At 42.9% G+C, this 23,364-nt stretch carries 23 protein-coding genes; 21 read left to right on the top strand and 2 right to left on the bottom strand.

Annotated features, from left to right (window positions below):
* Positions 1–311 precede the first annotated feature (311 nt).
* Positions 312–1,973, top strand: a complete 1,662-nt coding sequence (locus tag AC59IL_RS21175; protein WP_496554193.1) for a pyruvate dehydrogenase complex dihydrolipoamide acetyltransferase — start codon at positions 312–314, stop codon at positions 1,971–1,973.
* A gap of 70 nt (positions 1,974–2,043) precedes the next feature.
* Here AC59IL_RS21175 and AC59IL_RS21180 read toward each other — a convergent pair whose 3' ends face one another.
* Positions 2,044–3,891, bottom strand: a complete 1,848-nt coding sequence (locus AC59IL_RS21180) for an outer membrane protein assembly factor BamB family protein (RefSeq protein ID WP_496554194.1) — start codon at positions 3,889–3,891, stop codon at positions 2,044–2,046.
* Positions 3,892–3,990: 99 nt separating this feature from the next.
* On the opposite strand from AC59IL_RS21180, the gene AC59IL_RS21185 reads away from it, so the two are divergent.
* The 18 genes from AC59IL_RS21185 to AC59IL_RS21270 all read left to right on the top strand — a co-directional run bounded on the left by AC59IL_RS21185 (position 3,991) and on the right by AC59IL_RS21270 (position 20,848).
* Positions 3,991–4,548 carry a DJ-1/PfpI family protein gene (locus AC59IL_RS21185; protein WP_496554195.1) on the top strand — a complete coding sequence of 186 codons (558 nt, stop codon included), beginning with the start codon at positions 3,991–3,993 and terminating at the stop codon, positions 4,546–4,548.
* 175 nt (positions 4,549–4,723) lie between these two features.
* Positions 4,724–5,323 (top strand): hypothetical protein, encoded by a 600-nt coding sequence (locus AC59IL_RS21190; RefSeq protein ID WP_496554196.1) that lies wholly within the window; start codon positions 4,724–4,726, stop codon positions 5,321–5,323.
* A gap of 36 nt (positions 5,324–5,359) precedes the next feature.
* The gene (locus tag AC59IL_RS21195; RefSeq protein WP_496554197.1) at positions 5,360–6,949 is read left to right on the top strand and encodes a flotillin family protein; all 1,590 of its coding nucleotides are present in this window, start codon (positions 5,360–5,362) and stop codon (positions 6,947–6,949) included.
* A 147-nt stretch (positions 6,950–7,096) separates the two neighbouring features.
* Positions 7,097–7,960 carry a UbiA family prenyltransferase gene (locus AC59IL_RS21200; protein WP_496554198.1) on the top strand — a complete coding sequence of 288 codons (864 nt, stop codon included), beginning with the start codon at positions 7,097–7,099 and terminating at the stop codon, positions 7,958–7,960.
* Entirely contained in the window at positions 7,953–9,053 is a 1,101-nt protein-coding gene (locus AC59IL_RS21205) for a type III polyketide synthase (RefSeq protein ID WP_496554199.1), read from the top strand. Before AC59IL_RS21200 ends, AC59IL_RS21205 begins: the two co-directional genes overlap by 8 nt.
* Before the next feature lie 82 nt (positions 9,054–9,135).
* Positions 9,136–9,855, top strand: a complete 720-nt coding sequence (locus AC59IL_RS21210) for a methyltransferase domain-containing protein (protein ID WP_496554200.1) — start codon at positions 9,136–9,138, stop codon at positions 9,853–9,855.
* A 100-nt stretch (positions 9,856–9,955) separates the two neighbouring features.
* On the top strand, positions 9,956–11,095 hold the full coding sequence (locus AC59IL_RS21215; RefSeq protein WP_496554201.1) for an NAD(P)/FAD-dependent oxidoreductase: 1,140 nt from the start codon (positions 9,956–9,958) through the stop codon (positions 11,093–11,095).
* Entirely contained in the window at positions 11,079–12,665 is a 1,587-nt protein-coding gene (locus tag AC59IL_RS21220) for a hypothetical protein (RefSeq protein WP_496554202.1), read from the top strand. The genes AC59IL_RS21215 and AC59IL_RS21220 overlap by 17 nt, the downstream gene beginning before the upstream one ends.
* Before the next feature lie 200 nt (positions 12,666–12,865).
* A complete protein-coding gene (locus AC59IL_RS21225; RefSeq protein WP_496554203.1) occupies positions 12,866–13,606 on the top strand; it encodes an energy transducer TonB in 741 nt (246 codons plus the stop codon).
* Between the two features lie 32 nt (positions 13,607–13,638).
* Entirely contained in the window at positions 13,639–14,130 is a 492-nt protein-coding gene (locus AC59IL_RS21230) for an energy transducer TonB (protein WP_496554204.1), read from the top strand.
* An 87-nt stretch (positions 14,131–14,217) separates the two neighbouring features.
* Entirely contained in the window at positions 14,218–14,664 is a 447-nt protein-coding gene (locus AC59IL_RS21235) for an energy transducer TonB (protein WP_496554205.1), read from the top strand.
* Between the two features lie 161 nt (positions 14,665–14,825).
* Positions 14,826–15,332, top strand: coding sequence for a GbsR/MarR family transcriptional regulator (locus tag AC59IL_RS21240; protein WP_496554206.1), 507 nt, complete (start codon positions 14,826–14,828; stop codon positions 15,330–15,332).
* A 166-nt stretch (positions 15,333–15,498) separates the two neighbouring features.
* Positions 15,499–16,341, top strand: a complete 843-nt coding sequence (locus AC59IL_RS21245) for a thiol-disulfide oxidoreductase DCC family protein (RefSeq protein ID WP_496554207.1) — start codon at positions 15,499–15,501, stop codon at positions 16,339–16,341.
* A 25-nt stretch (positions 16,342–16,366) separates the two neighbouring features.
* On the top strand, positions 16,367–17,470 hold the full coding sequence (locus AC59IL_RS21250) for an epimerase (protein WP_496554208.1): 1,104 nt from the start codon (positions 16,367–16,369) through the stop codon (positions 17,468–17,470).
* A 181-nt stretch (positions 17,471–17,651) separates the two neighbouring features.
* Complete coding sequence (locus tag AC59IL_RS21255; RefSeq protein ID WP_496554209.1) at positions 17,652–18,020, top strand: CoA-binding protein; 369 nt, start codon at positions 17,652–17,654, stop codon at positions 18,018–18,020.
* Between the two features lie 192 nt (positions 18,021–18,212).
* Entirely contained in the window at positions 18,213–18,668 is a 456-nt protein-coding gene (locus AC59IL_RS21260) for a hypothetical protein (RefSeq protein WP_496554210.1), read from the top strand.
* A gap of 57 nt (positions 18,669–18,725) precedes the next feature.
* On the top strand, positions 18,726–20,312 hold the full coding sequence (locus AC59IL_RS21265) for a T9SS type A sorting domain-containing protein (protein WP_496554211.1): 1,587 nt from the start codon (positions 18,726–18,728) through the stop codon (positions 20,310–20,312).
* Between the two features lie 62 nt (positions 20,313–20,374).
* Positions 20,375–20,848, top strand: a complete 474-nt coding sequence (locus AC59IL_RS21270) for a ribonuclease H-like YkuK family protein (RefSeq protein ID WP_496554484.1) — start codon at positions 20,375–20,377, stop codon at positions 20,846–20,848.
* 144 nt (positions 20,849–20,992) lie between these two features.
* Here AC59IL_RS21270 and yihA read toward each other — a convergent pair whose 3' ends face one another.
* The gene (gene yihA / locus AC59IL_RS21275) at positions 20,993–21,646 is read right to left on the bottom strand and encodes a ribosome biogenesis GTP-binding protein YihA/YsxC (RefSeq protein ID WP_496554212.1); all 654 of its coding nucleotides are present in this window, start codon (positions 21,644–21,646) and stop codon (positions 20,993–20,995) included.
* A 219-nt stretch (positions 21,647–21,865) separates the two neighbouring features.
* On the opposite strand from yihA, the gene ubiE reads away from it, so the two are divergent.
* Together ubiE and porT are read left to right on the top strand one after the other, a co-directional pair.
* Entirely contained in the window at positions 21,866–22,618 is a 753-nt protein-coding gene (gene ubiE, locus AC59IL_RS21280) for a bifunctional demethylmenaquinone methyltransferase/2-methoxy-6-polyprenyl-1,4-benzoquinol methylase UbiE (RefSeq protein ID WP_496554213.1), read from the top strand.
* Entirely contained in the window at positions 22,582–23,331 is a 750-nt protein-coding gene (porT, locus tag AC59IL_RS21285; RefSeq protein ID WP_496554214.1) for a type IX secretion/gliding motility protein PorT/SprT, read from the top strand. Before ubiE ends, porT begins: the two co-directional genes overlap by 37 nt.
* The last annotated feature ends 33 nt before the right edge of the window (positions 23,332–23,364 follow it).

Consider the following 23,364-nt stretch of genomic DNA (forward strand, 5'->3'; position numbering starts at 1 on the left):
CTGCGGCCGGAACATTGCCGGGCGAGATTGGAAAATCGATACAGGGGGTGGCATAAAAATTTTTCAATTAGGTTCCCGAAAAAAAGCGAAATATTCGAACAATTCAAAAAGATGGCGTCATTTACCATTAAAAATTAATATAAAATGACCACGACAGCCCCTCCCGAAGCGAGATGTATCAAAATATGCCGGAAATGCCGGCAATGCCCCTGAGAAAACAGTCTCAATGCATAAATTTTCCAATTCCTCATTTTGCTGTAATTTCGACACCTCAAATCGAAAAAATCAGAAATATCAAATAAGAAATAATTATGGCTGAAGTGATCTTAATGCCCCGCCTGAGCGATACCATGACAGAAGGCGTGATAGCGGCCTGGCATAAAAAGGTAGGCGACAAAGTAAAGAAAGGCGACTTACTGGCTGAGGTAGAAACCGATAAAGCTACCATGGAACTGGAAAGTTATAAAGATGGCACCCTTCTTCACATTGGTACCGAAAAAGGGGGAAAACTACAGGTAAACGACCTGCTGGCAATTATAGGCAACCCTGGCGAAGATATCAGCTCTCTTATTTCAGGTGGAAGTCAAAAAACAGCCGCTTCGGCCGCTCCTTCCAAAACACCTGCACCTGCGGCCGAACCGGCAAAAACCGAGGCAAAAGCTCCTGCTCCTACCGGCGAATCGCTCGATCTGGCTAATATGCAGGAAGTTATTCTGATGCCCCGGTTGAGCGATACCATGACAGAAGGCGTTATTGCTGCCTGGCACAAAAAGGTTGGCGATACAGTGAAAAAAGGCGATTTGCTGGCCGATGTGGAAACCGATAAGGCTACTATGGAGCTGGAAAGCTATAAAGAAGGTAAATTATTATATATAGGTGCGCAAAAAGGCGACAAAGTTCCGGTGAATGCCCTGCTGTGCATCATTGGCGATGAAAAGAAAGTGGATGTAGAAAAAATTGTTGCCGCATCCAAAGGCGGTGCTTCATCTGCCGGTGCCGCTGCACCACAGGCGAAAACACAGGAAGCTCAAACCGCTCAACCGGTTGCTGCCGCACAAACCGAAACTGAAACCCATGCCGGTTCAACCGAAAACGGCCGGGTAAAAGCTTCGCCGCTCGCCAAAAAATTAGCTTCAGACAAAGGCATCGATATTTCAAAAGTTCCGGGCTCTGGCGATGGCGGACGTATTATAAAGAGAGACGTTGACAATTACGTTCCTGCTGCCGCCGCTGCAACTACTACCGCCGCTCCCGGCAAAACTACCGCACCCGCTACCCAGGTTGCCGGTCAGGTTAGCTTTGAAGAAGTACCGGTATCACAAATGCGTAAGACAATCGCCAGAAGATTGTCTGAAATAAAATTCAGCGCTCCTGAATTTTACCTCACCATGGAAATCAACATGGACAAAGCGGTAGAAAGCAGAGCCAAATTAAATGATATTTCTCCCATTAAGATTTCGTTCAACGACATGGTGTTAAAAGCCTGTGCGCTTGCGTTGAAACAACATCCCAAAGTAAACAGCAGCTGGCTGGGCGATAAAATTCGCATCAACCATCATGTAAACATCGGCGTAGCCGTAGCGGTTGAAGAGGGTTTGCTGGTGCCCGTTGTACGTTTTGCCGATCTGAAATCATTATCACAGATCGCCGGTGAAGTAAAAGACTTCGCTAAAAAAGCAAAAGACAAAAAATTACAACCGAGCGATTGGGAAGGCAGCACTTTCACCATTTCGAACCTCGGTATGTTTGGTATAGAAGAGTTTACTGCCATTATCAACCCGCCCGATGCGTGTATACTGGCCATAGGCGCTATTAACCAGATCCCCATTGTAAAAGACGGGCAAATTAAAGTTGGTAACATTATGAAAGTTACCTTAACCTGCGATCACCGCGTTGTAGATGGCGCTACCGGCGCTGCCTTCTTACAAACCCTGCAGGGTTTACTGGAAGAACCGTTGAGAATGCTGGTTTAAAGATGAATTTGATAAGTCATTATAATATTAAATCCCGCTGTAATGGCGGGATTTTTTTTAGGTAGAAGTATCACAACACCTGAAGCATCACCACCTTCCCATCCATAGTGCTTGCCACTACCTGCTTGTTGCTTAATACCCTTACTGTATTTACCATAGAGTTATCAATCTTATATGCCCAGCTGATCTTTTGCTGAGCCGGATCAATAGCATATACGACTCCGTTACGGGTGCCGAAAAATACCTGGCCCTGTTTTTCGATCAGCATCGAAGGCACATGCTCGTAGCCAAAACCGGCATTCATTACCCAGGCTGGCCGCTGGGCGCTATGGCTTGTAGCATAAGCCACCACCGTATCCTGCATGGTTTTTCCATAAACATATTGCCCGTTTTCTGCAATGCCGATCGATTCGCGAACTCTCGTTTCAGCATTCTGCCATAGCGTAGTACCCGATAAAGCATCGATTGCATAAAGCGTACGGTTCGGACAAACCACATATACAACACCATCATGCGCTACCGGTATGCACGCGGCCGGCGAAAAGTTTATGACTGAAAAACCGGGGTCCCACTGCCACAGCAGCGAGCCATTAGTTTTGTTCACGGCATATAAGTTTTTATCCCAGGCGCCGAAGATCACTGTATTGCCATAAAGCAATGGTGTGCTTACCACAGGTCCCTGCAAACCGCCGAATTTCCAAAACACGTCACCATTTGTTACACTCAGCGCCATAAAATTATGATCACTACCACCAATAAACACCGTGTCGCCGGCAATTACCGGCGAACCCAGCACCGAAGCGCCGGTTTTTGTTTTCCAGTTTATACGTCCGGTCAATATATCTAAACAATACACATAACCGTCGCCGGAGCCCAATACCACTTTCCCTTTTTGAACGGCAGGAGAAGAGAACACAGCGCCACCCGTTTTATACGTCCATTTCTTTTTACCATCTTTCAGCGACAGGGCCATTACTTCTCCGTTCTGGTTGCCAAAAACAACGAGGTTATTTGAAACGGCCGGCGTAGAAATTACATTGGCATCCGCCGAAAACACCCATTTTGCTTTTACATGGTTGTACTGCTTATTGATAGCATAAGAAGGACGATCGAACTGTTTTAAAGTATCATATTGATGAGATAGTACTTTAACGGTTGTCCACGAAGCCGTCGCTGCAACACCCGGAAGTTTTTCGGTGTAAACAATCGAATCGCTGTAAACATCTACGAGATTATACCCTCCCACCGCGGCTTTAGCCCGCAGGTTCGAACGGCCCATTACACCCGGGATGTCCTCAAAACTGAAAGCTTTATTTACATGGCCGTGTCCGCACATAATCATCAGCGTGTTAACACGCTTTAACCGGTTGGTAACCTCGTACCAGTTATCCAAACTATTATCAACCGGATAATGATTGCAAAATATTACAGGCTGCTGCTTAGGCGTTTTTTGCAACAGGCTGTCTAACCAAACAATGGCATTACGTGGAATATGTCCATCGCTCATGCGAACATAAGGCCCCGATGCACAGCCTATAAAACGGATACCATTGAAATCGAACTGAAATTTATCATATCCGAAGATGGTTGTAAAATGTACCCCGCCGCTTTCGCTCCACCCTGTATCGTGGTTACCGGGAATGATATAATATTTAACTTTTAAGCTATCCAGTATTTGTTTGGCAAGCATCAGTTGCGCATCTGTTCCCAGTTCGGTGATATCGCCGGTAATAATTACAAACGCCACATCATTCAGTTGATTGATATCCTGAACGGTTCGCCGCAGGTCTTCTTCGGCCGAACCATTGGGCGATCCGATATGCGTGTCGCTGATATGAACAAAACGAAACGGTTTAATCTGAGCAGTTGCGGTTATTGTAAACACAAGCAACAACGAAATAATAAAAAGCCTTTTCATGCCTGCCAAATTAATATAATATCACAGGCGAATTACCAGCAGAAAGCTGCAAATACAGTAACTTAATGGTTCGATGGAACAATCAAACAATTTTTTAAGATGAAATTAGCCTACATACTTTTCAATAATATTACCTGGCTCGATTTTATTGGAGTATACGATTCGGTAAGCCGGCTAAAAAGCAGAGGTTATCTACCCGATCTGGAATGGGATATCTGTGCACTTTCTTCACCCATTGCCGACAACTATGGCTTACCCATGCTACCAACCAAAATCGGTGGCACCCTGGAAAATTATGACGCTATCATTGTTCCCGGAGGTATAGGCACCAGAACATTGCAACACGACCACGATTTTATTGTTTGGCTGCGCACGACTTCAAATAACGCATTTAAAATTTCCATATGTACCGGAAGTTTACTGTTGGGTGCTGCCGGTTTTTTAAAAGACAAAAAAGCGACTACGCATTTCCTTGAATATGAAACGCTAAAGAATTATTGTCGCGAAGTAGTTACCGACCGCATCGTTGAAGACGGAAATATTATTACGGCGGGTGCAGTTGCCTCTTCACTCGATCTCGGCTTATTTCTTTGTAATAAATGGGCCGGCGCCGAAGCAGCGGCAGAAATCAGAAAACGAATGGATTATCGCGGATAATTTTTCAGCGACCTCACGCCAGTGTTAATTTAATATTAAAACGCCTGTTTTACCTGTAATGTTTTTGCTTTAATTTCTACCTATGTACTATAGAAACAAATGATCAGCGGCCATACCAGGCCGGCATACTAACCCGTTTTTTTTTGACATACTTTCACAATTAAACCCTTCAACCATGCTACTCAGCATTAGTTCCTGGTGGCAGGAACTGCAATCCTTTGAAAAAATTTTATGGACGATTGCCGTTTTGTTTTCTTTCCTTTTTTTGCTTCAAACTATTATTTCGCTGGTAAGCGGCGATGCAGACCATGCTTCGGGCCATGCTGATGCCTATGTAAACCATGATAACGGCATTGGATACCAGTTTTTCACTATTAAGAATATGATCGCCTTTTTTACGATGTTCGGCTGGGTAGCCCTGGGAGCAGTAAGCGGCGGTTTAAGCAAAACATCAGCCATTTTATTGGGCCTTATAAGCGGATCCGCTATAGTAGTTTTAATGGTCATATTATTAAAGTATCTCAGCCGCCTGAAATATAATGGCATAATGCAAACAAAAAACGCCATCAATCAAACAGGTACCACCTACCTGTTTATTCCCGCCAAACGGTCGGGCCTTGGCAAGGTACATATCAAGGTACAGGGTACCCTGCACGAATTATCGGCCATGACCGACGATGAAACAGATATCCCTACCGGTAAGCTCATCAGGGTAAAAAATATTGTAAACGACAGAATACTGCTGGTAACAATCGCCGAAAACACACTTTATTAATATATATCTATCCTACTTTAACCTTAAACGAACGTTATGATGAATTATCTTTTACTGGTGATTGCAGGCTCGGTGCTTTTTTTGTTCATTTTACTGATATCTATGTTCAGGCGGTACAAAAGATGTCCGAGCGACCGCATACTGGTGGTATACGGTAAAGTTGGCCGGTCAACAGACGGCACTGAAGGCAACCTGAGCGCCAAATGTATACATGGCGGCGCTGCCTTTATCTGGCCTATTATTCAGGACTATTCATTTCTTGATCTTACACCCATTTCCATTGAGGTAAACCTAACCAATGCGCTGAGTAAACAAAACATCCGGATGAATGTACCATCGCGGTTTACGGTTGGTATTTCAACCGAACAGGGTGTTATGCAAAATGCCGCGGAGCGGCTTTTGGGCTTGCAGCAACCACAAATACATGATCTTGCCAAAGACATCATACTTGGCCAGATGCGACTGGTGGTGGCCATGATGGATATTGAAGAGATCAACAACAACCGCGATAAATTTCTGGCCAATATCGCTTCTAACGTTGAAGCAGAGTTGAACAAGATCGGCTTAAAAATGATCAATGTTAACGTAACGGATATTAAAGACGAAAGCGGCTACATTGAAGCGCTCGGCAAAGAAGCATCGGCCAAAGCCATTAACGAGGCTAAGAAAAGCGTTGCCGAGCAGGAAAAAGTGGGTGCTATAGGTAAAGCCATCGCCGAAAGAGAGCGTGATGTTAGCATGAAGCAAACTGAAAAAGAGCGCGACGTGGAAATAGCCGAAACACAACGCGACCGTGATTCGCAGATTGCCGTAGCTACAAAAGATAAAGAAGTATTGATCGCCGGGGCCAAAAGAGATGAACAAATTGGTAAAATAGAAGCAGAAAGAGATACCCGTATTAAATCGGCCGAAGCCAATTCGGTAGCCGTACAGGGTGAAAACATGGCCAAAATTCAAATAGCCGATTCAGAAGCCTCACGAAGAGAAAGGGAAGCCGAGGCTTTGAAAAGAGCTATGGCTGCAGAAAAAGTTCAGGCCGCTAAAGCACTGGAAGAAGCTTATCTGGCCGAACAAAAAGCCGAAGCAGCGAGAGCCGATAGGGAACGCGCTTCGCAAAACGCCAACATTGTGGTAACGGCCGAAATTCAAAAACAAAAAGCCATTATTGAAGCACAGGCCGAAGCTGAAAAAATTCGTGAAAAAGCAAAAGGAGAGGCCGATGCCATTTACGCCAAACTCGAAGCCGAAGCACGGGGTATGTACGAAATACTCACTAAACAGGCCGAAGGTTTAGACAGAATCGTAAAAGCAGCCGGCAACAATCCTAAAGACGCTGTACTGCTGCTTATTTCCGACAAACTGCCCGAACTGGTGAAAATGCAAACAGACGCTATCAAAAACATTAAGATCGATAAAATTACGGTTTGGGAAAACGGACAAAACGGTTCCGGAAAAAACTCAACCGCCAATTTTGTATCGGGCTTGTACAAGGCAGTACCACCGTTAAAAGATATTTTCGACATGGCCGGTATGGACCTCCCCTCTTACCTTGGTAATAAGAAAAATATAGAAGAAGCATCTGCCCCCGTAGCAGATAGTAGTTCAGATGATGGTTCGATGGCTTGATTGTTTGATGGTTTGGTTCTCGCAAATCACGCAGATCAACAATAATCAACAGGATTATAAATCAACAATCCAACAATCAAGCCATCTAACAATGTAACAATTTAAATGCTATCTTTAAACAGTCACGCCACACGGCGTGACTGTATTATGTTACAACGATCCACCATACAATTGCTCCGGTTTCATTTTTCACTTTTTTTGTTACCGGTATTTTTATTTGCACTGAGCCAGGTGCCTGCTATCAATATCGCACACACGGTATTGATATTTTTCATTCTGCATTTTCTGGTTTATCCTGCAAGCAACGGCTATAATTCATTTATGGACCGCGACGAAACCCCCATCGGCGGTGTAAAAGCTCCCCTGCCCCCTACCCGCCAGTTGTTTGTAATAAGCCTTATCATGGATACGGCAGCCGTTTTATTAAGCCTGTTCATCAGCTACTGGTTTACATTTTGCATTATCGCGTATATAGCTGCATCACGGGCATATAGTTACAGGGGCATCCGGTTAAAAAAGTACCCTGTTGCCGGCTATCTTACAGTAATTATATTTCAGGGTGCCGTAACTTTTTTTATGGTGTATCACGGAAGCAGCATCAATAAAACGCTACAGGTGCCTGCCGCTGGTATAATAGCCTCAGGGCTGCTAATCGGAGGTTTTTACCCGCTTACGCAAATTTACCAGCACGAGGCCGATAAAAAAGATGGTGTTGTTACCATCAGTGCCCTGCTGGGCTATCGCGGTACGTTCATTTTTACTGCTGTTGTGTATTCACTGGCCATGGGTGTGTTGGCCTGGATGTTCTTTTCGCGTGGTGAACAAAAAAAGTTTCTGGCCTTAGCAACTATGATGCTTCCTATTCTCGTATATTTTTTTAGCTGGGCCGGTTTGGTTTGGAAAGATGTACGTTATGCCAGTTTTGCCAATACCATGCGTATGAATATACTGGCGTCTATCTGTACAAACCTTGCTTTTCTGGCCTTATTAATCTGGAGGGGATTTGAGTAAAATTATTGCCATTGGTACAGCAGTGCCGGCGTTCAAACACCGGCAACAGGATATACTGCAATTCATGCAGCTAATTTATTCGTATACTGAAGCCGACAAACGACGGCTGCGCTTTTTATACCACCAAAGCAGTATTGATAGCCGTTATTCTGTTATTCCCGACTACAGTCGCTCCGTCAATGAATGGAAATTTTATCCGCATACCGAAAACCTGGAGCCATTTCCTTCGCTGGAACAACGAATGGTCTGGTACCAGAAATTTGCAGCCCCCTTATCGGTGAATGCCATTCGCGATTGCCTCGATGGAAAAATACAGGAATCGGATATTACCCATTTAATTACGGTCAGCTGTACGGGCATGAGCGCACCGGGCCTCGATTTACAGATAATGGAATTACTCGATTTACCAAGGCACACCTGGCGCAGCTCTATTAATTTCATGGGTTGCTATGCCGCCATTCATGCCCTGAAAACAGCCGATGTCATTTGCCAAACCAACAAACAGGCAAAGGTACTGGTAGTTTGTACCGAGTTGTGCACCCTTCATTTTCAGCGCGAGCCAAGCATCGACAATATTGCATCGAGCCTGTTATTTGGCGACGGCAGCGCAGCAGCGGTTATTACCGCCGACGAACATCCTATGAAAGGCCTTCACCTGAACAGCTTTTACTCTGAAGTAATTCCCAAAGGCAAAAAAGACATGGCCTGGGAACTTTCTTCAACCGGTTTTTTAATGACGCTCAGCAGTTATATACCCGACCTGCTTGAAGAAGATTTTACGATGTTTACCGCCAGAGCCCTTGCCCAAACTGGTTTAACAAAAGAAGATATTTCACACTGGTGCATTCATCCCGGAGGTAAAAAAATTCTTGAAGCCGTTTACAAAACACTGTCATTTAACGATGGTGAACTGAATGCCTCGTACGACATATTAAAGAATTATGGAAATATGTCGTCGCCCACCATTCTTTTTATTTTGAAAAAAATAAGCGCTTCGCTCCTTTACAACCACAATAAGAAAGAAAACATATTCTGCGCTGCCTTTGGTCCCGGTTTAACTATGGAAACCTTTGTTGCATCGGCCGAAAGGTGACTCCCATTTGCACTGCAGAAATGTTAAAATTGAACAACCATCTTATCCCTATTATTAAAACGGTAGAAAATCCTATATTACAATGGTGAATTTTCGCCATAGATCATACCAGCCCGAATTATTGGATCAGCCTGATATTCCATTTGAAGACATCAAAAGAAATATGCAGGAATTGAATTTTATTAATACCTGGCTGGGAGGACACGCCATAACATTATCAGGAATACAATCGCTCATCAAATCACCAAAACCGGTTGTCATTTGCGAAATCGGCTGCGGCGGTGGCGATAACCTGGCTGCCATTCAAAAGTGGTGCAGTAAAAAAAATATTGTAGCCAGCTTTATAGGAGTCGATATTAATCCGTTTTGTATTGAAGTTGCCAAAAAACGGTTGCCGCAGAATACACAGTTAATAACGTCGGACTATAAAGAAGTTAAACTGGAGAAACAACCTGATATCATTTTTTCGTCATTGTTTTGTCATCATTTTTCCGACCGGGAAATGGTAAAGCAACTGCAATGGATGCAGGAAAATGCGCGGCTCGGTTTCTTTATCAACGATCTGCACCGGCATCGCGCCGCATATTATTCAATTAAAGTGCTTACCCGGCTTTTTTCGAACAGTTACCTGGTGAAACATGACGCTCCGTTATCTGTTGCACGCGGTTTTACTAAAAATGAATGGATGCAATTTTTCAATATCGCCGGAATCGGTAACTTTTCAATCGAATGGAAATGGGCTTTCCGCTGGTTGATCGTTTGGAAGAAAACCGAAGTCGGAGGTCTGAAGTCAGAAGTCTGAAGTAAGATGTTGGAAATTGAGGAGTACTTGTAATCAGTTGGGGTAATTGAAATATCGGGAACTATTCACTATTGACCATTCACCATTCACGAAATAAATTTTGAACCTTCAACCCAAATATGATATAGCCATCATAGGTGGAGGCCTGGCAGGACTGGGACTTGCCATTCAAAGCGTGCGTGCAGGTTATAAAACCGTTCTGTTCGAAAGAGAAAAATATCCGTTTCACAAAGTTTGCGGTGAATACATCAGCTTCGAAAGCTGGAACTTTTTGCAGGACCTGGGCCTTCCGCTCAGCGACATGCAATTACCTATCATCAACCGGGTGCTCATTACCACACCAAACGGAAATTATATTGAATCGCCTTTGTCGTTAGGCGGTTTTGGCATCAGCCGGTATACACTTGATCATTTACTGGCCAATATTGCCCGTCAGGAAGGTGTTGACCTGTTTGAAGATTGCAAAGTAATGAATGTAGTATACCGCAATAATGCATTCCTGATTTTTACCACAAAAGGCGAAACCGAAGTATCCGTAGCCGCCGGCGCCTATGGCAAACGTGGTAACCTCGATGTTAAATGGAAACGGCAATTCACCAAAGTAAAACCCAACAAGCTCAACCACTACATAGCAGTAAAATATCATATCCGCACCCACCATCCGGCCGACCTCATCGCCCTCCACAATTTCGAGAATGGATATTGTGGAATTTCCCAAATTGAGGAAAATAAATATTGCCTTTGCTACTTAACAACTGCTGCCAATTTGCGAAACAACAGGAATGATATTAGCAGTATGGAAAGAAATATTCTTATGAAAAATCCTTTTCTCGAGAAGATTTTTTCCACCGCAGAAATACTGTATACAGAACCGCTTACTATTTCCCGCATTTCGTTCAATAAAAAAACGCAGGTCGAAAATCACGTATTGATGATTGGCGACACCGCCGGTCTTATAGCTCCGCTTTGCGGTAATGGTATGAGTATGGCTTTGCACAGCAGTAAGCTGGCATTTGAAGAAATCAATTCTTTTTTACAGCAAAAGATCAACCGGTACGAAATGGAAATTCAATATACCCAGCAATGGGAAAAACATTTCGGCAGGCGGTTACAGGCAGGGCGATTGTTGCAAAGTTTTTTTGGCAGCAACTTCTTATCCAACCTACTCATAAAAACGGTAAAACCTTTTCCAAAGTTTGTGTCTTTTTTAATACAACAAACACATGGAAAGCCATTTTAAAAAAGGCGCATCCGGTGATTTTTTTACAAGGCTCTTTTATTCAGTAAATTCATCCGATGCGCATAAACGGGTTAACAGGTTGCTATGGGCCTTGCCTGGTATATTTTTATTTCAGATCTCCTTTGCGCAAAACTATTATGGCATACAGGGTTCAAACTATGCCGGCAGTTTGGGCATTGGTAACAACCCTGCCTCTATTGTAAACACACCTTACAGCTGGGATATCGACATCTTTTCGGTTCAGGCCAAAAATGCTACCAATGGTGTAACGGTACATAATTACTCGCTGATCAGTTCGCCCAAAAAATCACAATACAGTTTCGACGAAGGCGATTACCGGCGGTACGCCTATGCCGATTTTAATATTAATCTGTTAAACGGCCGCATTGCCATCAACCGTAAACAGGCATTGGGCTTTGGTATTAATCTGCGGGGGTATGCTCAGCTAAGCACCGGTCCGTATAATTTTATCGATACATTAAAAACAACCGGCGATTTTTTTGATCTGGGCAATTACAACAGAAAATTATATGGCGATTTCACACACAGTAGCTGGGCAGAAGCATTTGTTACCTGGGCACAAACTATATGGGACCGCACCGATAGCCGCTTGAACGCCGGTATTACCGCAAAAGTTTCACGTGGCATATCAGGCGCTTATACCACGCTGCAAAACGGAAGCGCTGCGCAAACGCTGCATGGGAACACCTATGTGTATACAATGCAGGACGTTTTTGCCGAATACGGTTATTCATATAACTATGACTTATGGCAAAAGCAAAACAGCACCGGCGAAAACCTGAACAAATTTATTTCCAATACAAGAGGCGGTTTTTCATTTGATATTGGGGCTGAATACCTGATAAAACCTGCACAAACGGCTTCGGTTTTTGATACAGATGATGACAGCTATTACGATTACGACTGGAAGATTGGTGTATCGATACTCGATATTGGCTTTAACCAATACAAGTATGGCAAAAACAGTCGCGTCATCAGCGGGTTTCAGAATAACATTACCGACAGCGTATTAGATGAACGCTTTTTACATGTTGAAAAACTGCAAAACTTCAACGACAATCTGCAGGGGGTGGTACAAAATATACAACAACCGGCAGGCATCTTTCATGTTATAAATCCAACGCGCGCCGTGTTGAATGTTGATCATTATTTGTTCGATGCATTCTATATAAACGGCAATCTGTCGTTAAACCTTTCATCATTAAGCGGCAGCCAGTGGCGGGTTACCGAATTAAATATGCTTACCCTCACGCCCCGCTGGGAAACCAAACGCTGGGGTTTATATCTTCCGGTGCAGTTCAACACCAAAAACCAGTTTTGGGTAGGTGGCGCTTTTAAAGCAGGGCCGTTGCTGATAGGGTTTCACAACTGGGCCAACATCTTTGCCAAAAACAAAATGCAAAACGGCGGCGGCTATATAGCGCTTGTAATACGCGCCAGGAAAAACACACAAACCCGGTTAGACAAAAGACTCGATTGCCCACGGGGAGTTGGACCAAAATTTACCAAAAATCGTTTAGGCCAAAAGTTAAGCTGTCCGCGAAATTAAATGGCACAAACTGCCTGGCACCTGAACGCCGGAAGCACCGCCAATGGCTGGGCGCTTCAGCACCGGTAATACGTTTTTTGGCTTAGCCAATAGCCTGTTACGGCACTGCATTTAAGTTAAAAACGCCCTCCTCGCTCAAATCATCTTTTGCTTATCGCAATTAATTTATATTTTGGCGTTCTCAACCAAAAACCCAAAATATGTATCGTTTAACAGCACTTTTCTCATTGCTGCTGCTTAGTAGTTCCATCCTATATAGTCAAACAAATTCAAAAGAAAATTTTTATGCGCTCGATGAAAACTGGAAGGGTACTACCATCAAAAAGGCAAAATTCATAGCCAGAGAAACAAAAATAAATGACACCTGTTTCCGGTGGGATTCCTATAACACCTATGGGCCACTCATAAAAAGCGAATCATTCAAAGATAAAGAAGGCTCAATAATGCATGGAAAATTTGCATACTACGACAGCGTGGGGCGGCTTGATTCCAGTGGTTATTATTCAAATGGAAAACAGGATGGTACCTGGTACATTTACAATGAGAAATATAAGGTTATTATAATAAAAGAATATAATAAGGGTGCATTAGTATCAGTAAATGAAATCTGGAAAGAAGTAGCAGAGAATGAAAAACAAATTGATGATAAAGAATCGGAATATCCGGGCGGCGCTCCCGCCTGGCAAAAATATCTGAACCGGAATCTGACCTATCCCAAACGAGCTATAAATATTAATAAAGAAGGATTGGTAACAGTGGGATTTGAAGTAAATACAGATGGACAAACCAATGATTTTACTATTCTTAAATCAGTTGAGTTGTCATTAGATGATGAAGCCCTGCGGGTTATCAAAAATTCACATTTGTGGGTACCGGCGGTGCAAAATGGCAAAAATATAAAATCATATAAGGCACAACCCATTGGATTCAGGCTACAATAAACGAATAGTTAACCAACCCTTTAATAAATAACATGAAAAAACTTTTATCCGCCGCTGTATTGTTTTGCGGCATGTTTACAACCTATGCCCAAACCGATTCAAACAACAATCCGGTTCTTATTTCAACCAAAGGCGATACGGTTAAAACCGCTAATACCGATACCATATTTTCGAAAGTAGCAGTTGAAGCTGCATTCCCAGGTGGCATAGAAAAGTGGCAGCTTTACCTGCAAAAGCATCTGTATTATCCTTCAGATGCAAAAAACAACGACATTCAGGGAGCGGTAGTAGTTAAATTTGTTGTTTGTACCGATGGAACGGTTTGTAATGTGAAAGCCATTGCAGGACCGGCCGAACTTCGAAAAACAGCTGTAGATGCATTCAGAAAAACACCCAACTGGATTCCTGCTACTCAGGGTGGCAAACCGGTAAAGTCGTATAAAATTCAGCCCATCGTTTTTCAGTTACCCCCAAGGCCTGCCGGCAATGCTAATCAAACCGACAACTGGCCGAACAGGAATTAAAAAAATTTCTACGATACATTATATGGAATACGGGCTGCTTTGCATCTGATTTAGGCAAAAAAATTTTAATGCTTAACTTTTAAGAGCATGAAAATACTTTTATCTGCAGCCATCCTGGTCCTTTGTATGTTCAGCAGCTATGCGCAAACCGACACTACGATAAAACAGGTAATCGTTTCAGATAGCGTTATAGCAGATACAACCGAAGATATCGTGGGCTGCATATTTAAAGTAGAAATAGAAGCTGAATTTCCGGGAGGCGTTAATGCATGGAGAACATTCCTGCAGCGAAACCTGATCTATCCTGCAAATGCTATCAAAAACAATATTCAGGGAACTGTAATTCTTCAGTTTATAGTTTGCAAAGATGGAACAGTATGCGACATACAGGCAATCAGCGGCCCTGAAGAATTAAAGGAAGCAGCCATTAACGCCATGAAAAAAACACCCAAATGGGCTCCTGCAATACAAAATGGCCGTTATGTTATGGCATATAAAAAACAACCTATTGTTTATCGTATAGCTAAAAAATAAATTTCAGCTCCTGAAATATATCCAGCCTATTCAACTGCATGTTGAATGGGCTTTTTTGTATGAAAGCCCTGGCGATGAAGAATTCAAACTTCTATTAATTTTCAAAAAGTTTTGAAAATTCAGAAACAGACTGTATCTTTGAGTAGAACCAGACAAAAAATATGAAACTCGAAGAAGCGCAGCAGCAATTCATTGCATCGTGGGGTGCATTCGGAACCTATTGGGGCATTAACCGCACCATGGCGCAAATACATGCCCTGTTGCTCATCAGTGCCGATCCGCTGAGTCAGGATGATATCATGGAAAAACTGGAAATCAGCCGCGGAAACGTTAACATGAATATTCGTGATCTGATCGACTGGGGCCTGGTAGATCGCATATTGAAACCCGGTGAGCGCAAAGAATTTTTTTCGGCCGAAAAAGATATCTGGAAAGTGGCCACGCAGATTGTAAAAGAGCGTAAAAAAAGAGAGCTCGACCCTATGCTGAAATTATTAGATCAGCTTGAAGATATAGAAGGCGATAAAAAAGATAAGAACATTAAACAATTCACCGAAACCATCAACGGCATTCGTCGTTTTGGGAACCAGGCCGATAAAATGTTAGATGTATTGGTGAAAGCCGATGAGAATTGGTTCTTAGGTAATCTAATGAAAATGTTTAAGTAAAGACACAAGATTCAAGGCACAAGGAACAAGGGTTCAGTAGCAGGAAGATAAAACAAGTTAGGAGGATGTAAACTTTTGGACCTTCTGACATCCGACATCCGACTTCAATATTCAACCGGTACGCCGGTTTTTATTTAACCCGATTATTTCAATTATTTCTGAAAATATGGAAAACACAGACAAGATACTGGTATACGATGATGCCTGTCCGCTTTGTGTGGCCTATACGGGCGCCTTTGTTAAAACCGGTCTGCTAACTGCCGAAGGACGCAAACCATTTTCTAATGCCACTCCCGAATTACTGCACGCCATTAACTGGCAGCGCAGTAAAAATGAAATTCCATTGTTCGATCCGCAAACCAAACAGGTATGGTATGGCATCGATGCCCTGCTTGAAATACTGGGTAAACGGTTTCCGGTTATCAAAACCATTGGCCAATATAAACCGGTTAACTGGCTGCTGAAAAAAATGTACAGCTTCATTTCATACAACCGGAAAGTAATAGTAGCAGCCAAAAGTTCGCCGGCAAAAATCGACTGCTCGCCTTCATTCAATGGTTTCTATCGCATTTTATTTATGGCGGTATTTTTATTGACCAATACCATATTGCTGTTTCCCCTGCATCATAACCTGTTATCACAAATCCCTGCTTATTCGCTTTCGGTAAAACAGTTGTTACTGCTACAGTTTATATTGGTGGGCGTTCATTGCACGGTGGCTGTATGCTTACCAAAACATACTGCCTTTGATTACCTGGGGCAAATAAACATGCTGGCGCTGATAACAACGCTGTTACTGATTCCGCTGCTGATCACCGATTCATATATTAAAACAGGCAATTCGATACACCTGATATACCTGGCTTTACTGGCCATTGTTGTTATCATGGAATTTTTTCGCCGTATGGATTATGCGAATATTCTGCACCGGTACCGGTTTATCATATTAATAAATCTGTTGTGCGCCATTGCTTTTTGCACGTATCTGTTTACGCCCGTTTTTATATGATCCGTTTCATTCAAAACCCTTCATCATGAAACACAAAAAAATAATCATAGCAGGCGGCACCGGCTTTATCGGTCAGGCTATGGCCCGTTATTTCGGGAAGAATAATCATGTTATCATTCTCAGTCGCCAATCAGTATACGCACCTAATAACAAATACAGTGATCATTTAGTAAAATCAGCCGATGGATATAACATTACCTATTGGCGATGGGATGGCCAGCACATCGAAAAGCATTGGGCACAGGAGTTGGAAGGAGCAGATATTGTAATTAACCTTTGCGGCAAATCGGTGAACTGCCGGTATAATGAAAAAAACAAACAGGAAATCATCAACAGCCGCACAAAAGCAACACAGATCATTGGCGAAGCCATCAGCCACACAACCATTCCACCCAAATTGTGGATCAATGCATCCTCAGCTACTATTTACCACCACGAAATCAATAAACCGAACGGCGAATCAACAGGCATAATAAGCGAATGGAAATGTGATAACATGCCTTATTCATTTTTTGACCGTGTACGGTACCATTGCAAAAAATGGATCACGGGCATTCGATTTGGAAAAAATTCAAACCGCTATCAAAACATCGACAAAGATTTTTCAGTGAACGTATGCAGGCAATGGGAGCTCACTTTTTTTGAACAAAGAACGCCGTTCACGCGCAAAATTGCATTACGCACAGCCATAACGCTCGGAAGCGGTGGCGTAATGGTACCCTATTTTAACCTGCTGAAATTCGGATTGGGTGGGCGCCAGGGCAACGGCCGTCAGATGTATAGCTGGATTCATGAGGAAGATCTTTGCCGCATTGTAGAATGGTGTTATGATCGCAAAGAAATGGAAGGCGTATACAATTGCGTTGCGCCCAACGCAGTTACCAATGATTTTTTTATGAAAACATTGCGACGCTTTGCAGGTCATAAAGTTGGCGCACCTGCTTTCACGGCCATGCTCGAAGCAGGTGCTGCCCTCATTGGTTCCGAAACCGAGCTGATGCTGAAAAGCCGGTGGGTATATCCCGAAAAATTATTGCAAACAGGATTCACATTTACCTACAACAAAATTGAAGAAGCGCTTACAGATATAGTTAAAAAGGTTCCGCGCAGGAAATATCATTTATTCTAAAACATTATGAAAGACATTCAAAACAACATTCTTCATGTTATCAAAACACGATGCGAAAGATTTTAACGGTCAATATATTATTTACATTTGGATTGTAGTTTTATTAACATATTGATTGTATAAAGTATTCGTAGTACACATTATTAAACCTTTTCGGCAGTAATGTTGTTTTGTATAACATATGGAAACAGGTAAAAAAACATTGGTACTGGGTGCGTCAGAAAATCCGGCGCGTTATAGTTTTCTTGCGATCAACAGTTTACGCAAACATCAGCATGATGTTGAAGCCATTGGCCGAAGGAAGGGAAAAGTGCTCGATGTTGATATTTCTACTGAAAAAAAACCCATGCAATCAGTTGATACAATTACTTTATACATAAACTCAAACAATCAGAAGGAATACTACGATTATATACTATCACTTCAACCTAAACGGATCATTTTCAACCCCGGCGCCGAAAACGATGAACTGTATCATCTGGCCCAAAAAAACGGCATCCAGCCATTGGAAGCCTGTACTTTAGTGCTGCTTAGCACCGGACAATACTAAGTGCCATAGTAAATACCCTTAGTAATCTTTATATATTTCACTGACAAAAAGTGAATTATTCACAACGACAAAATAACAGCACCTCATTTTCGTTTTATTTTTGTATCGACGTTAATGAAACAGTTTAACGAGGTACGCCTCTAAGACCCGTACCCTTATTAATCCGAAACCTGAAAAACTAAATCCAGTACAATGAAAAACCTATGCACTGCAGGGCTCTTAGTGGTATGCATTTTCGCATTCCAGTCAATAAACGCCCAGCTACAACCCGTAACCCAAAAGCCGGTTCAAAAGGCTTTAACACTCGCTCAGCTTCCTGAAAAGCTTGAATGCAATAGCTTATTACTGCAGAAGCTTTCTGCCTTTCGTAAATCAGAAAATATTTCCCTGCCGCTTGGCAATTTTGAATTTGCCGGACAAGTAACCGATAAAATACAGCGCTCTGCAGGTGTGGTGAGCATGAATATTCGCTCAACCAATTTTCCAGGAGCTCTGTTTACATTGTCGGTTATTACCAATGCTGATAATACTCAAAAACTTGTAGGAAGAATTATCAATCCGCAGTCGGATGAAGTATTGGTGCTAACCGAAGAAAACAACAAATACTTTCTGGTAAAGCAAGCCCGTAACCTTTTTATGACTGAATGATCTGATACTCTTTGAAAACACTATTTTAATTAACCACCCTCAAATCCTGATCTGTCCATGAAAACCATTCTATCCGTACTATTCGGATTATCTGTAGCAACAGGCATTTCTGCCCAGGTTCCGTTGCTCAACAGCTATCCGTCGGCCAGGGCAACATTATACCTGGATTTTGACGGACAATATGTAACAGGCACCTCCTGGAACTGGAGCGGAGCTATTGATGCGCAACCCTCAGGTTTAACCACCGATGCTATCACTGAAATATTTAACCGCGTATCAGAAGACTACCGCATATTCAATGTAAACATTACCACCGATTCTACCGTTTATAAGGCAGCCCCCGCGCGCCAGCGTATGCGTATTATTGTTACCCCTACGTATCAATGGTACGGTGCAGCCGGTGGAGTATCATTTGTAGGTTCTTTTACCTGGGGCGATGATACTCCGGGCTGGGTATTCAGCGGCCTGTTAGGTTACAGTGCCAAAAAAGTTGCTGAAGCAATTTCGCACGAAGGCGGCCATACACTGGGCCTGCAACACCAAAGCTATTACACAAACACATGCACCAAAACAGAATACAACCCCGGAAACGGCTCAGGCGAAACAGGCTGGGCGCCGATCATGGGCGTTGGCTATTATAAAAATCTTACCACCTGGCACTACGGCACCAGCACCATTGGCTGCAGCACGTACCAGGATGACCTGAGCATTATTTCCGGCTCTGCCAATAACTTTGGATACCGTACAGACGATGTTGGCAATACAAGTGCTACTGCAACTTCTGTTGGGTTTACTACTACCGGCTTTTCAACCACCGGTTTAATTAATACAGCAAACGATAAAGACGTTTTCCAATTTACTCTTTCATCGCCTACCTATGTACACCTGAGCGCCGTACCCGACAACGTAGGCACCAACAATTCGGGCGCCAACCTCGACATTAAATTAAGTTTACTCGACTATAAATCAGATACTATCGGGCGATACAATCCGGCCGATTTATTAAGCGCCACCGTAGACAGCAACCTTAACAGTGGCACCTATTATGTGGTTGTTGAAGGAATATCAAACGCTTACCTGGCAGATAAAAGCATGGGATACTATTCAATCGCTGCTGCGCCCATATCTACACTGCCCATACGCCGTTTAACTTTATCGGGCAGGGTAAATGCAGGCGTTCACAACCTTAGCTGGATTTACGAAAGCGACGAAGATGTAAAACTGATCGAAATACAGGAGTCGAAAGACGGTGTGAACTTTGAGGCTTTAACATCAACCAATGCCGCCAGTAAGAATTTTAGCTGGAAGCCGTTAAACAGCAACCCGGTTTACTATCGCATCAGGGTGATTACAGCCGGCGATGAAAAATCGTTCTATTCCAACATCATTACTTTACGCGAACAGGGCGATGATAACGCTCCTATCAAAGTAATAAACAGCATAATAGTTAACAACATCGTTGTAAACAGCGAAAAAGAATGCAGCTTTCAACTGATGGATGCAACAGGCCGCATGCTGCAATACGGAAAACTGGTGGCCGGCACCAACAGCATCGATGTAACAAATACCGCTCAAAAAGGTTTGTTATTATTGAGAATAATTGATGCTAAAACAGGCCAAACCTGGAAATTAATAAAACAATAATAATCATATGATTTGGTGAAAAACGGGTTTTTCGGTAAATTCGAAAAACCCGTTTCACTATGATGATATGGAGAAAATTTAATGGCGACCCGATTGACTTGCCAATCCTCGATGCCGTTGAAAATGCGATCAAACGCGAAACTGAAAAAGGCTATCACCTTAAAGTTTGCATAGGCACCGATTCGCAGGTAAAGGGAGCTGAAACAGAATTTGCAACTGTAATTGTTTTCCTTCGTGAAGGACATGGTGGATTTATGTTCATTCACAACGAAAAAACAAGGAAACAATACAGCATCAAAGAACGCATGCTGGTAGAAGTGGCCAAAAGCATTGAAATTGCCTACGACCTCTGTCACCTTTTTACAACGTATAATGTTGACATGGAGGTTCATGCGGACATAAACACCAATCCGCATTTCAAAAGCAATGATGCCCTTAAAGAAGCCATGGGCTACATTCTGGGAATGGGGTTTGCCTTTAAAGCCAAACCCGAAGCCTTCGCCAGCAGCAGTTGTGCAAATAAGGTGGTTAACTGATTAAACCCTCTCGAATAAAACGGAGGGTTTTTTAATGCGCAGTTGTGGCCGTACCACAGCTCAGGGGATTGTCTCCCCCATACAAGGCAGTAGTCAACCCTTCGGCTTCGCTCAGGACCAGTAGTCAATAGACAAAGAAGATGCTTAGCTCTGATTCGAAAATTCTTCATTGCACCCCTCAATAAACTGCAATATCTTATTCCTACCCATTTTTTTCATAACACTGGTAACAAAATGCTGCGGTAAAAACTGCCAGGTTTTTCGCATGGCGTCTAAAAAAGCCTTTACATTTTTGCTCACTTCTTTCTGAGTTTCTTTATCGGCCTTGGTAAACACCAGGCAAAAGGGAATTTGCCATTCGCCCAGCTGATCCACAAAATCAAGGTCAAGCTTTTGCGGTTCATGGCGGCTATCGATGAGTATAAATACAGTTATCAGATTTTCGCGGTTGCGCAGGTAGTTTTCGATCATCTTTTCCCACTGTTTACGCTGCGTTTGCGAAACTTTGGCAAAGCCATATCCCGGTAAATCTACCAGGTACCAGGCTATTACCTCCCCCTTTCTGGCAGCTCCGGCCGTTACCGGGGGAAGACTTTTTATATCAAAATGATTGATTAACTGGGTTTTTCCGGGCGAAGCTGAGGTTTTGGCCAGCTTTTGATTATCGCACAACATATTGATCAGCGACGATTTACCCACATTGCTTCGGCCAATAAAAGCATATTCGGGCCGGTCGGCCTTTGGGCATTTGGTGTAATCAGGGCTGCTGATAAGATAGGAGGCAGATTGAATGATCATAGGCTGCAAGATAATTTAGTTTGTGGTTTGTAGTTTATAGTTTGTGGTTGCTGCCGCATTTTATAGACCTCTCCTAATTTTGAGCCTCTTGAACTTAAATAGTTGATTAGCAAACAGAACCCTGAAGTGTGCGACGCAACAGAAGTCGATCGTAAATCAACAGCCGGGAACAACAAACTACAAACCTCAAACTATAAACTGCATTATCTTTGCCCTCCCATGTCAAAATATTCTCACGATACCATAGTACCATTCAATGATTCGGAGCTGAGCAAAAAGCAGCAGGTAGCGGCCATGTTCGACCAGATTGCCTTCAGGTACGATTTCCTCAACCGCTTTTTATCGGGTGGTATTGATATGTACTGGCGAAAACGCGCCATTTCCGAGCTGAAAGAGCTGAAGCCGCGCAAAGTGCTCGATGTAGCTACCGGCACCGCCGACGTAGCTATCATGACGTACAAATACCTGAAACCCGAAAAAATCATTGGCATAGATATTTCGGAGGGAATGTTAAAATTAGGGCAGCAGAAAGTTGATAAAATATTGCCTGATAAGCAAATAGAATTGTTAAAGGGCGATAGCGAGGCAATAAACTTTCCAAACGAAACGTTTGATGCTATCACCGTAGCTTTTGGTGTGCGAAACTTCGAAAATCTCGAAAAAGGGTTGTCTGAAATGTTTCGTGTATTAAAACCCGGTGGTAAAGTAGTGATCCTTGAATTTTCGAAACCCCGCAAAACGGGATTCAAAAATTTATATAACCTGTATATGAATCTCATTGCTCCGCGCGCCGGACAATGGCTTTCAAAAAACAAAGACGCGTATCAGTATTTAAATCAATCAGTAAAAGCATTTCCCGAAGGCGAAACATTTCTACATATTTTACAACAAGTTGGGTTTTCTAATACCACACTAAAACGGCTGAGTTTAGGAATATGTACAATTTATTGCGGCAGAAAAAAAGCCAGTTAACAGGATGGGCGGCAGGGCTAATGCTTATGATGGCGGCTCAACAGGTAAACGCACAATTACGGGATGAGTTAAATTTACCAGACCACGATAGTAAAAAATACTATCTCGGTATTGGGCTAATTTATAATAATTCCCGCTTTCAGGTGAGCCAGCACCCTGTGTTTTTGCAAAACGATAGTGTAATGGTAGTTGAACCTGAAAATACCGGAGGTTTCGGTTTGGCAGGTATGCACACCTTGCGCATTTCGCCCCGGTTCGAAATACGGGCCATCTTCCCACAGTTGTTATTCGCGTATAAAAATCTCACCTACCATTTAAAATATCCCGATGGCAGCAAAAATGAGCAGTCCGTTATGACAAAACGGGTTGAGTCGATTTTGCTGGGCGTACCGGTTCATATCAAATTCAGGTCAGACCGTATCGGCAATTTCAGGGTATACATGTTTGGCGGCGCCAAGTTCGAGTACGACCTGGCGTCCAATTCAACAGCCCGCAAAGCCGAAGACCTGGTAAAATTGACCAAATACGATTTTGGGGTAGAAGCCGGCATCGGATTCAATTTCTATTTTCCGGTATTCATTTTATCGCCCGAGATCAAGGTCAGCAACGGCCTCTCCAATATACACTCGCGCGACCCCAATCTTAAATTCTCCAGCGCCATTGATAAGCTGAACTCAAGAATGATCGTGTTTTCGCTTATTTTTGAGGGATAGTTAAACGTTAACAAGTTGATAAGTTGACAAGTT

It is taken from the genome of Niastella sp. sgz303648, from assembly GCF_059587045.1.

Bases quoted from the DNA above. Each gene is read 5' to 3' on its own strand.
- AC59IL_RS21255 (WP_496554209.1), top strand. From the start codon at position 17,652: ATGGAAACAGGTAAAAAAACATTGGTACTGGGTGCGTCAGAAAATCCG.
- AC59IL_RS21220 (WP_496554202.1), top strand. From the start codon at position 11,079: ATGGAAAGCCATTTTAAAAAAGGCGCATCCGGTGATTTTTTTACAAGG.
- AC59IL_RS21245 (WP_496554207.1), top strand. From the start codon at position 15,499: ATGGAAAACACAGACAAGATACTGGTATACGATGATGCCTGTCCGCTT.
- AC59IL_RS21190 (WP_496554196.1), top strand. From the start codon at position 4,724: ATGCTACTCAGCATTAGTTCCTGGTGGCAGGAACTGCAATCCTTTGAA.
- AC59IL_RS21180 (WP_496554194.1), bottom strand. From the start codon at position 3,891: ATGAAAAGGCTTTTTATTATTTCGTTGTTGCTTGTGTTTACAATAACC.
- AC59IL_RS21230 (WP_496554204.1), top strand. From the start codon at position 13,639: ATGAAAAAACTTTTATCCGCCGCTGTATTGTTTTGCGGCATGTTTACA.
- AC59IL_RS21200 (WP_496554198.1), top strand. From the start codon at position 7,097: ATGTTACAACGATCCACCATACAATTGCTCCGGTTTCATTTTTCACTT.
- AC59IL_RS21250 (WP_496554208.1), top strand. From the start codon at position 16,367: ATGAAACACAAAAAAATAATCATAGCAGGCGGCACCGGCTTTATCGGT.
- AC59IL_RS21185 (WP_496554195.1), top strand. From the start codon at position 3,991: ATGAAATTAGCCTACATACTTTTCAATAATATTACCTGGCTCGATTTT.
- yihA (WP_496554212.1), bottom strand. From the start codon at position 21,646: ATGATCATTCAATCTGCCTCCTATCTTATCAGCAGCCCTGATTACACC.
- AC59IL_RS21270 (WP_496554484.1), top strand. From the start codon at position 20,375: ATGATATGGAGAAAATTTAATGGCGACCCGATTGACTTGCCAATCCTC.
- AC59IL_RS21195 (WP_496554197.1), top strand. From the start codon at position 5,360: ATGATGAATTATCTTTTACTGGTGATTGCAGGCTCGGTGCTTTTTTTG.
- AC59IL_RS21175 (WP_496554193.1), top strand. From the start codon at position 312: ATGGCTGAAGTGATCTTAATGCCCCGCCTGAGCGATACCATGACAGAA.
- AC59IL_RS21235 (WP_496554205.1), top strand. From the start codon at position 14,218: ATGAAAATACTTTTATCTGCAGCCATCCTGGTCCTTTGTATGTTCAGC.
- ubiE (WP_496554213.1), top strand. From the start codon at position 21,866: ATGTCAAAATATTCTCACGATACCATAGTACCATTCAATGATTCGGAG.
- AC59IL_RS21265 (WP_496554211.1), top strand. From the start codon at position 18,726: ATGAAAACCATTCTATCCGTACTATTCGGATTATCTGTAGCAACAGGC.
- AC59IL_RS21260 (WP_496554210.1), top strand. From the start codon at position 18,213: ATGAAAAACCTATGCACTGCAGGGCTCTTAGTGGTATGCATTTTCGCA.
- AC59IL_RS21225 (WP_496554203.1), top strand. From the start codon at position 12,866: ATGTATCGTTTAACAGCACTTTTCTCATTGCTGCTGCTTAGTAGTTCC.
- AC59IL_RS21210 (WP_496554200.1), top strand. From the start codon at position 9,136: ATGGTGAATTTTCGCCATAGATCATACCAGCCCGAATTATTGGATCAG.
- porT (WP_496554214.1), top strand. From the start codon at position 22,582: ATGTACAATTTATTGCGGCAGAAAAAAAGCCAGTTAACAGGATGGGCG.
- AC59IL_RS21240 (WP_496554206.1), top strand. From the start codon at position 14,826: ATGAAACTCGAAGAAGCGCAGCAGCAATTCATTGCATCGTGGGGTGCA.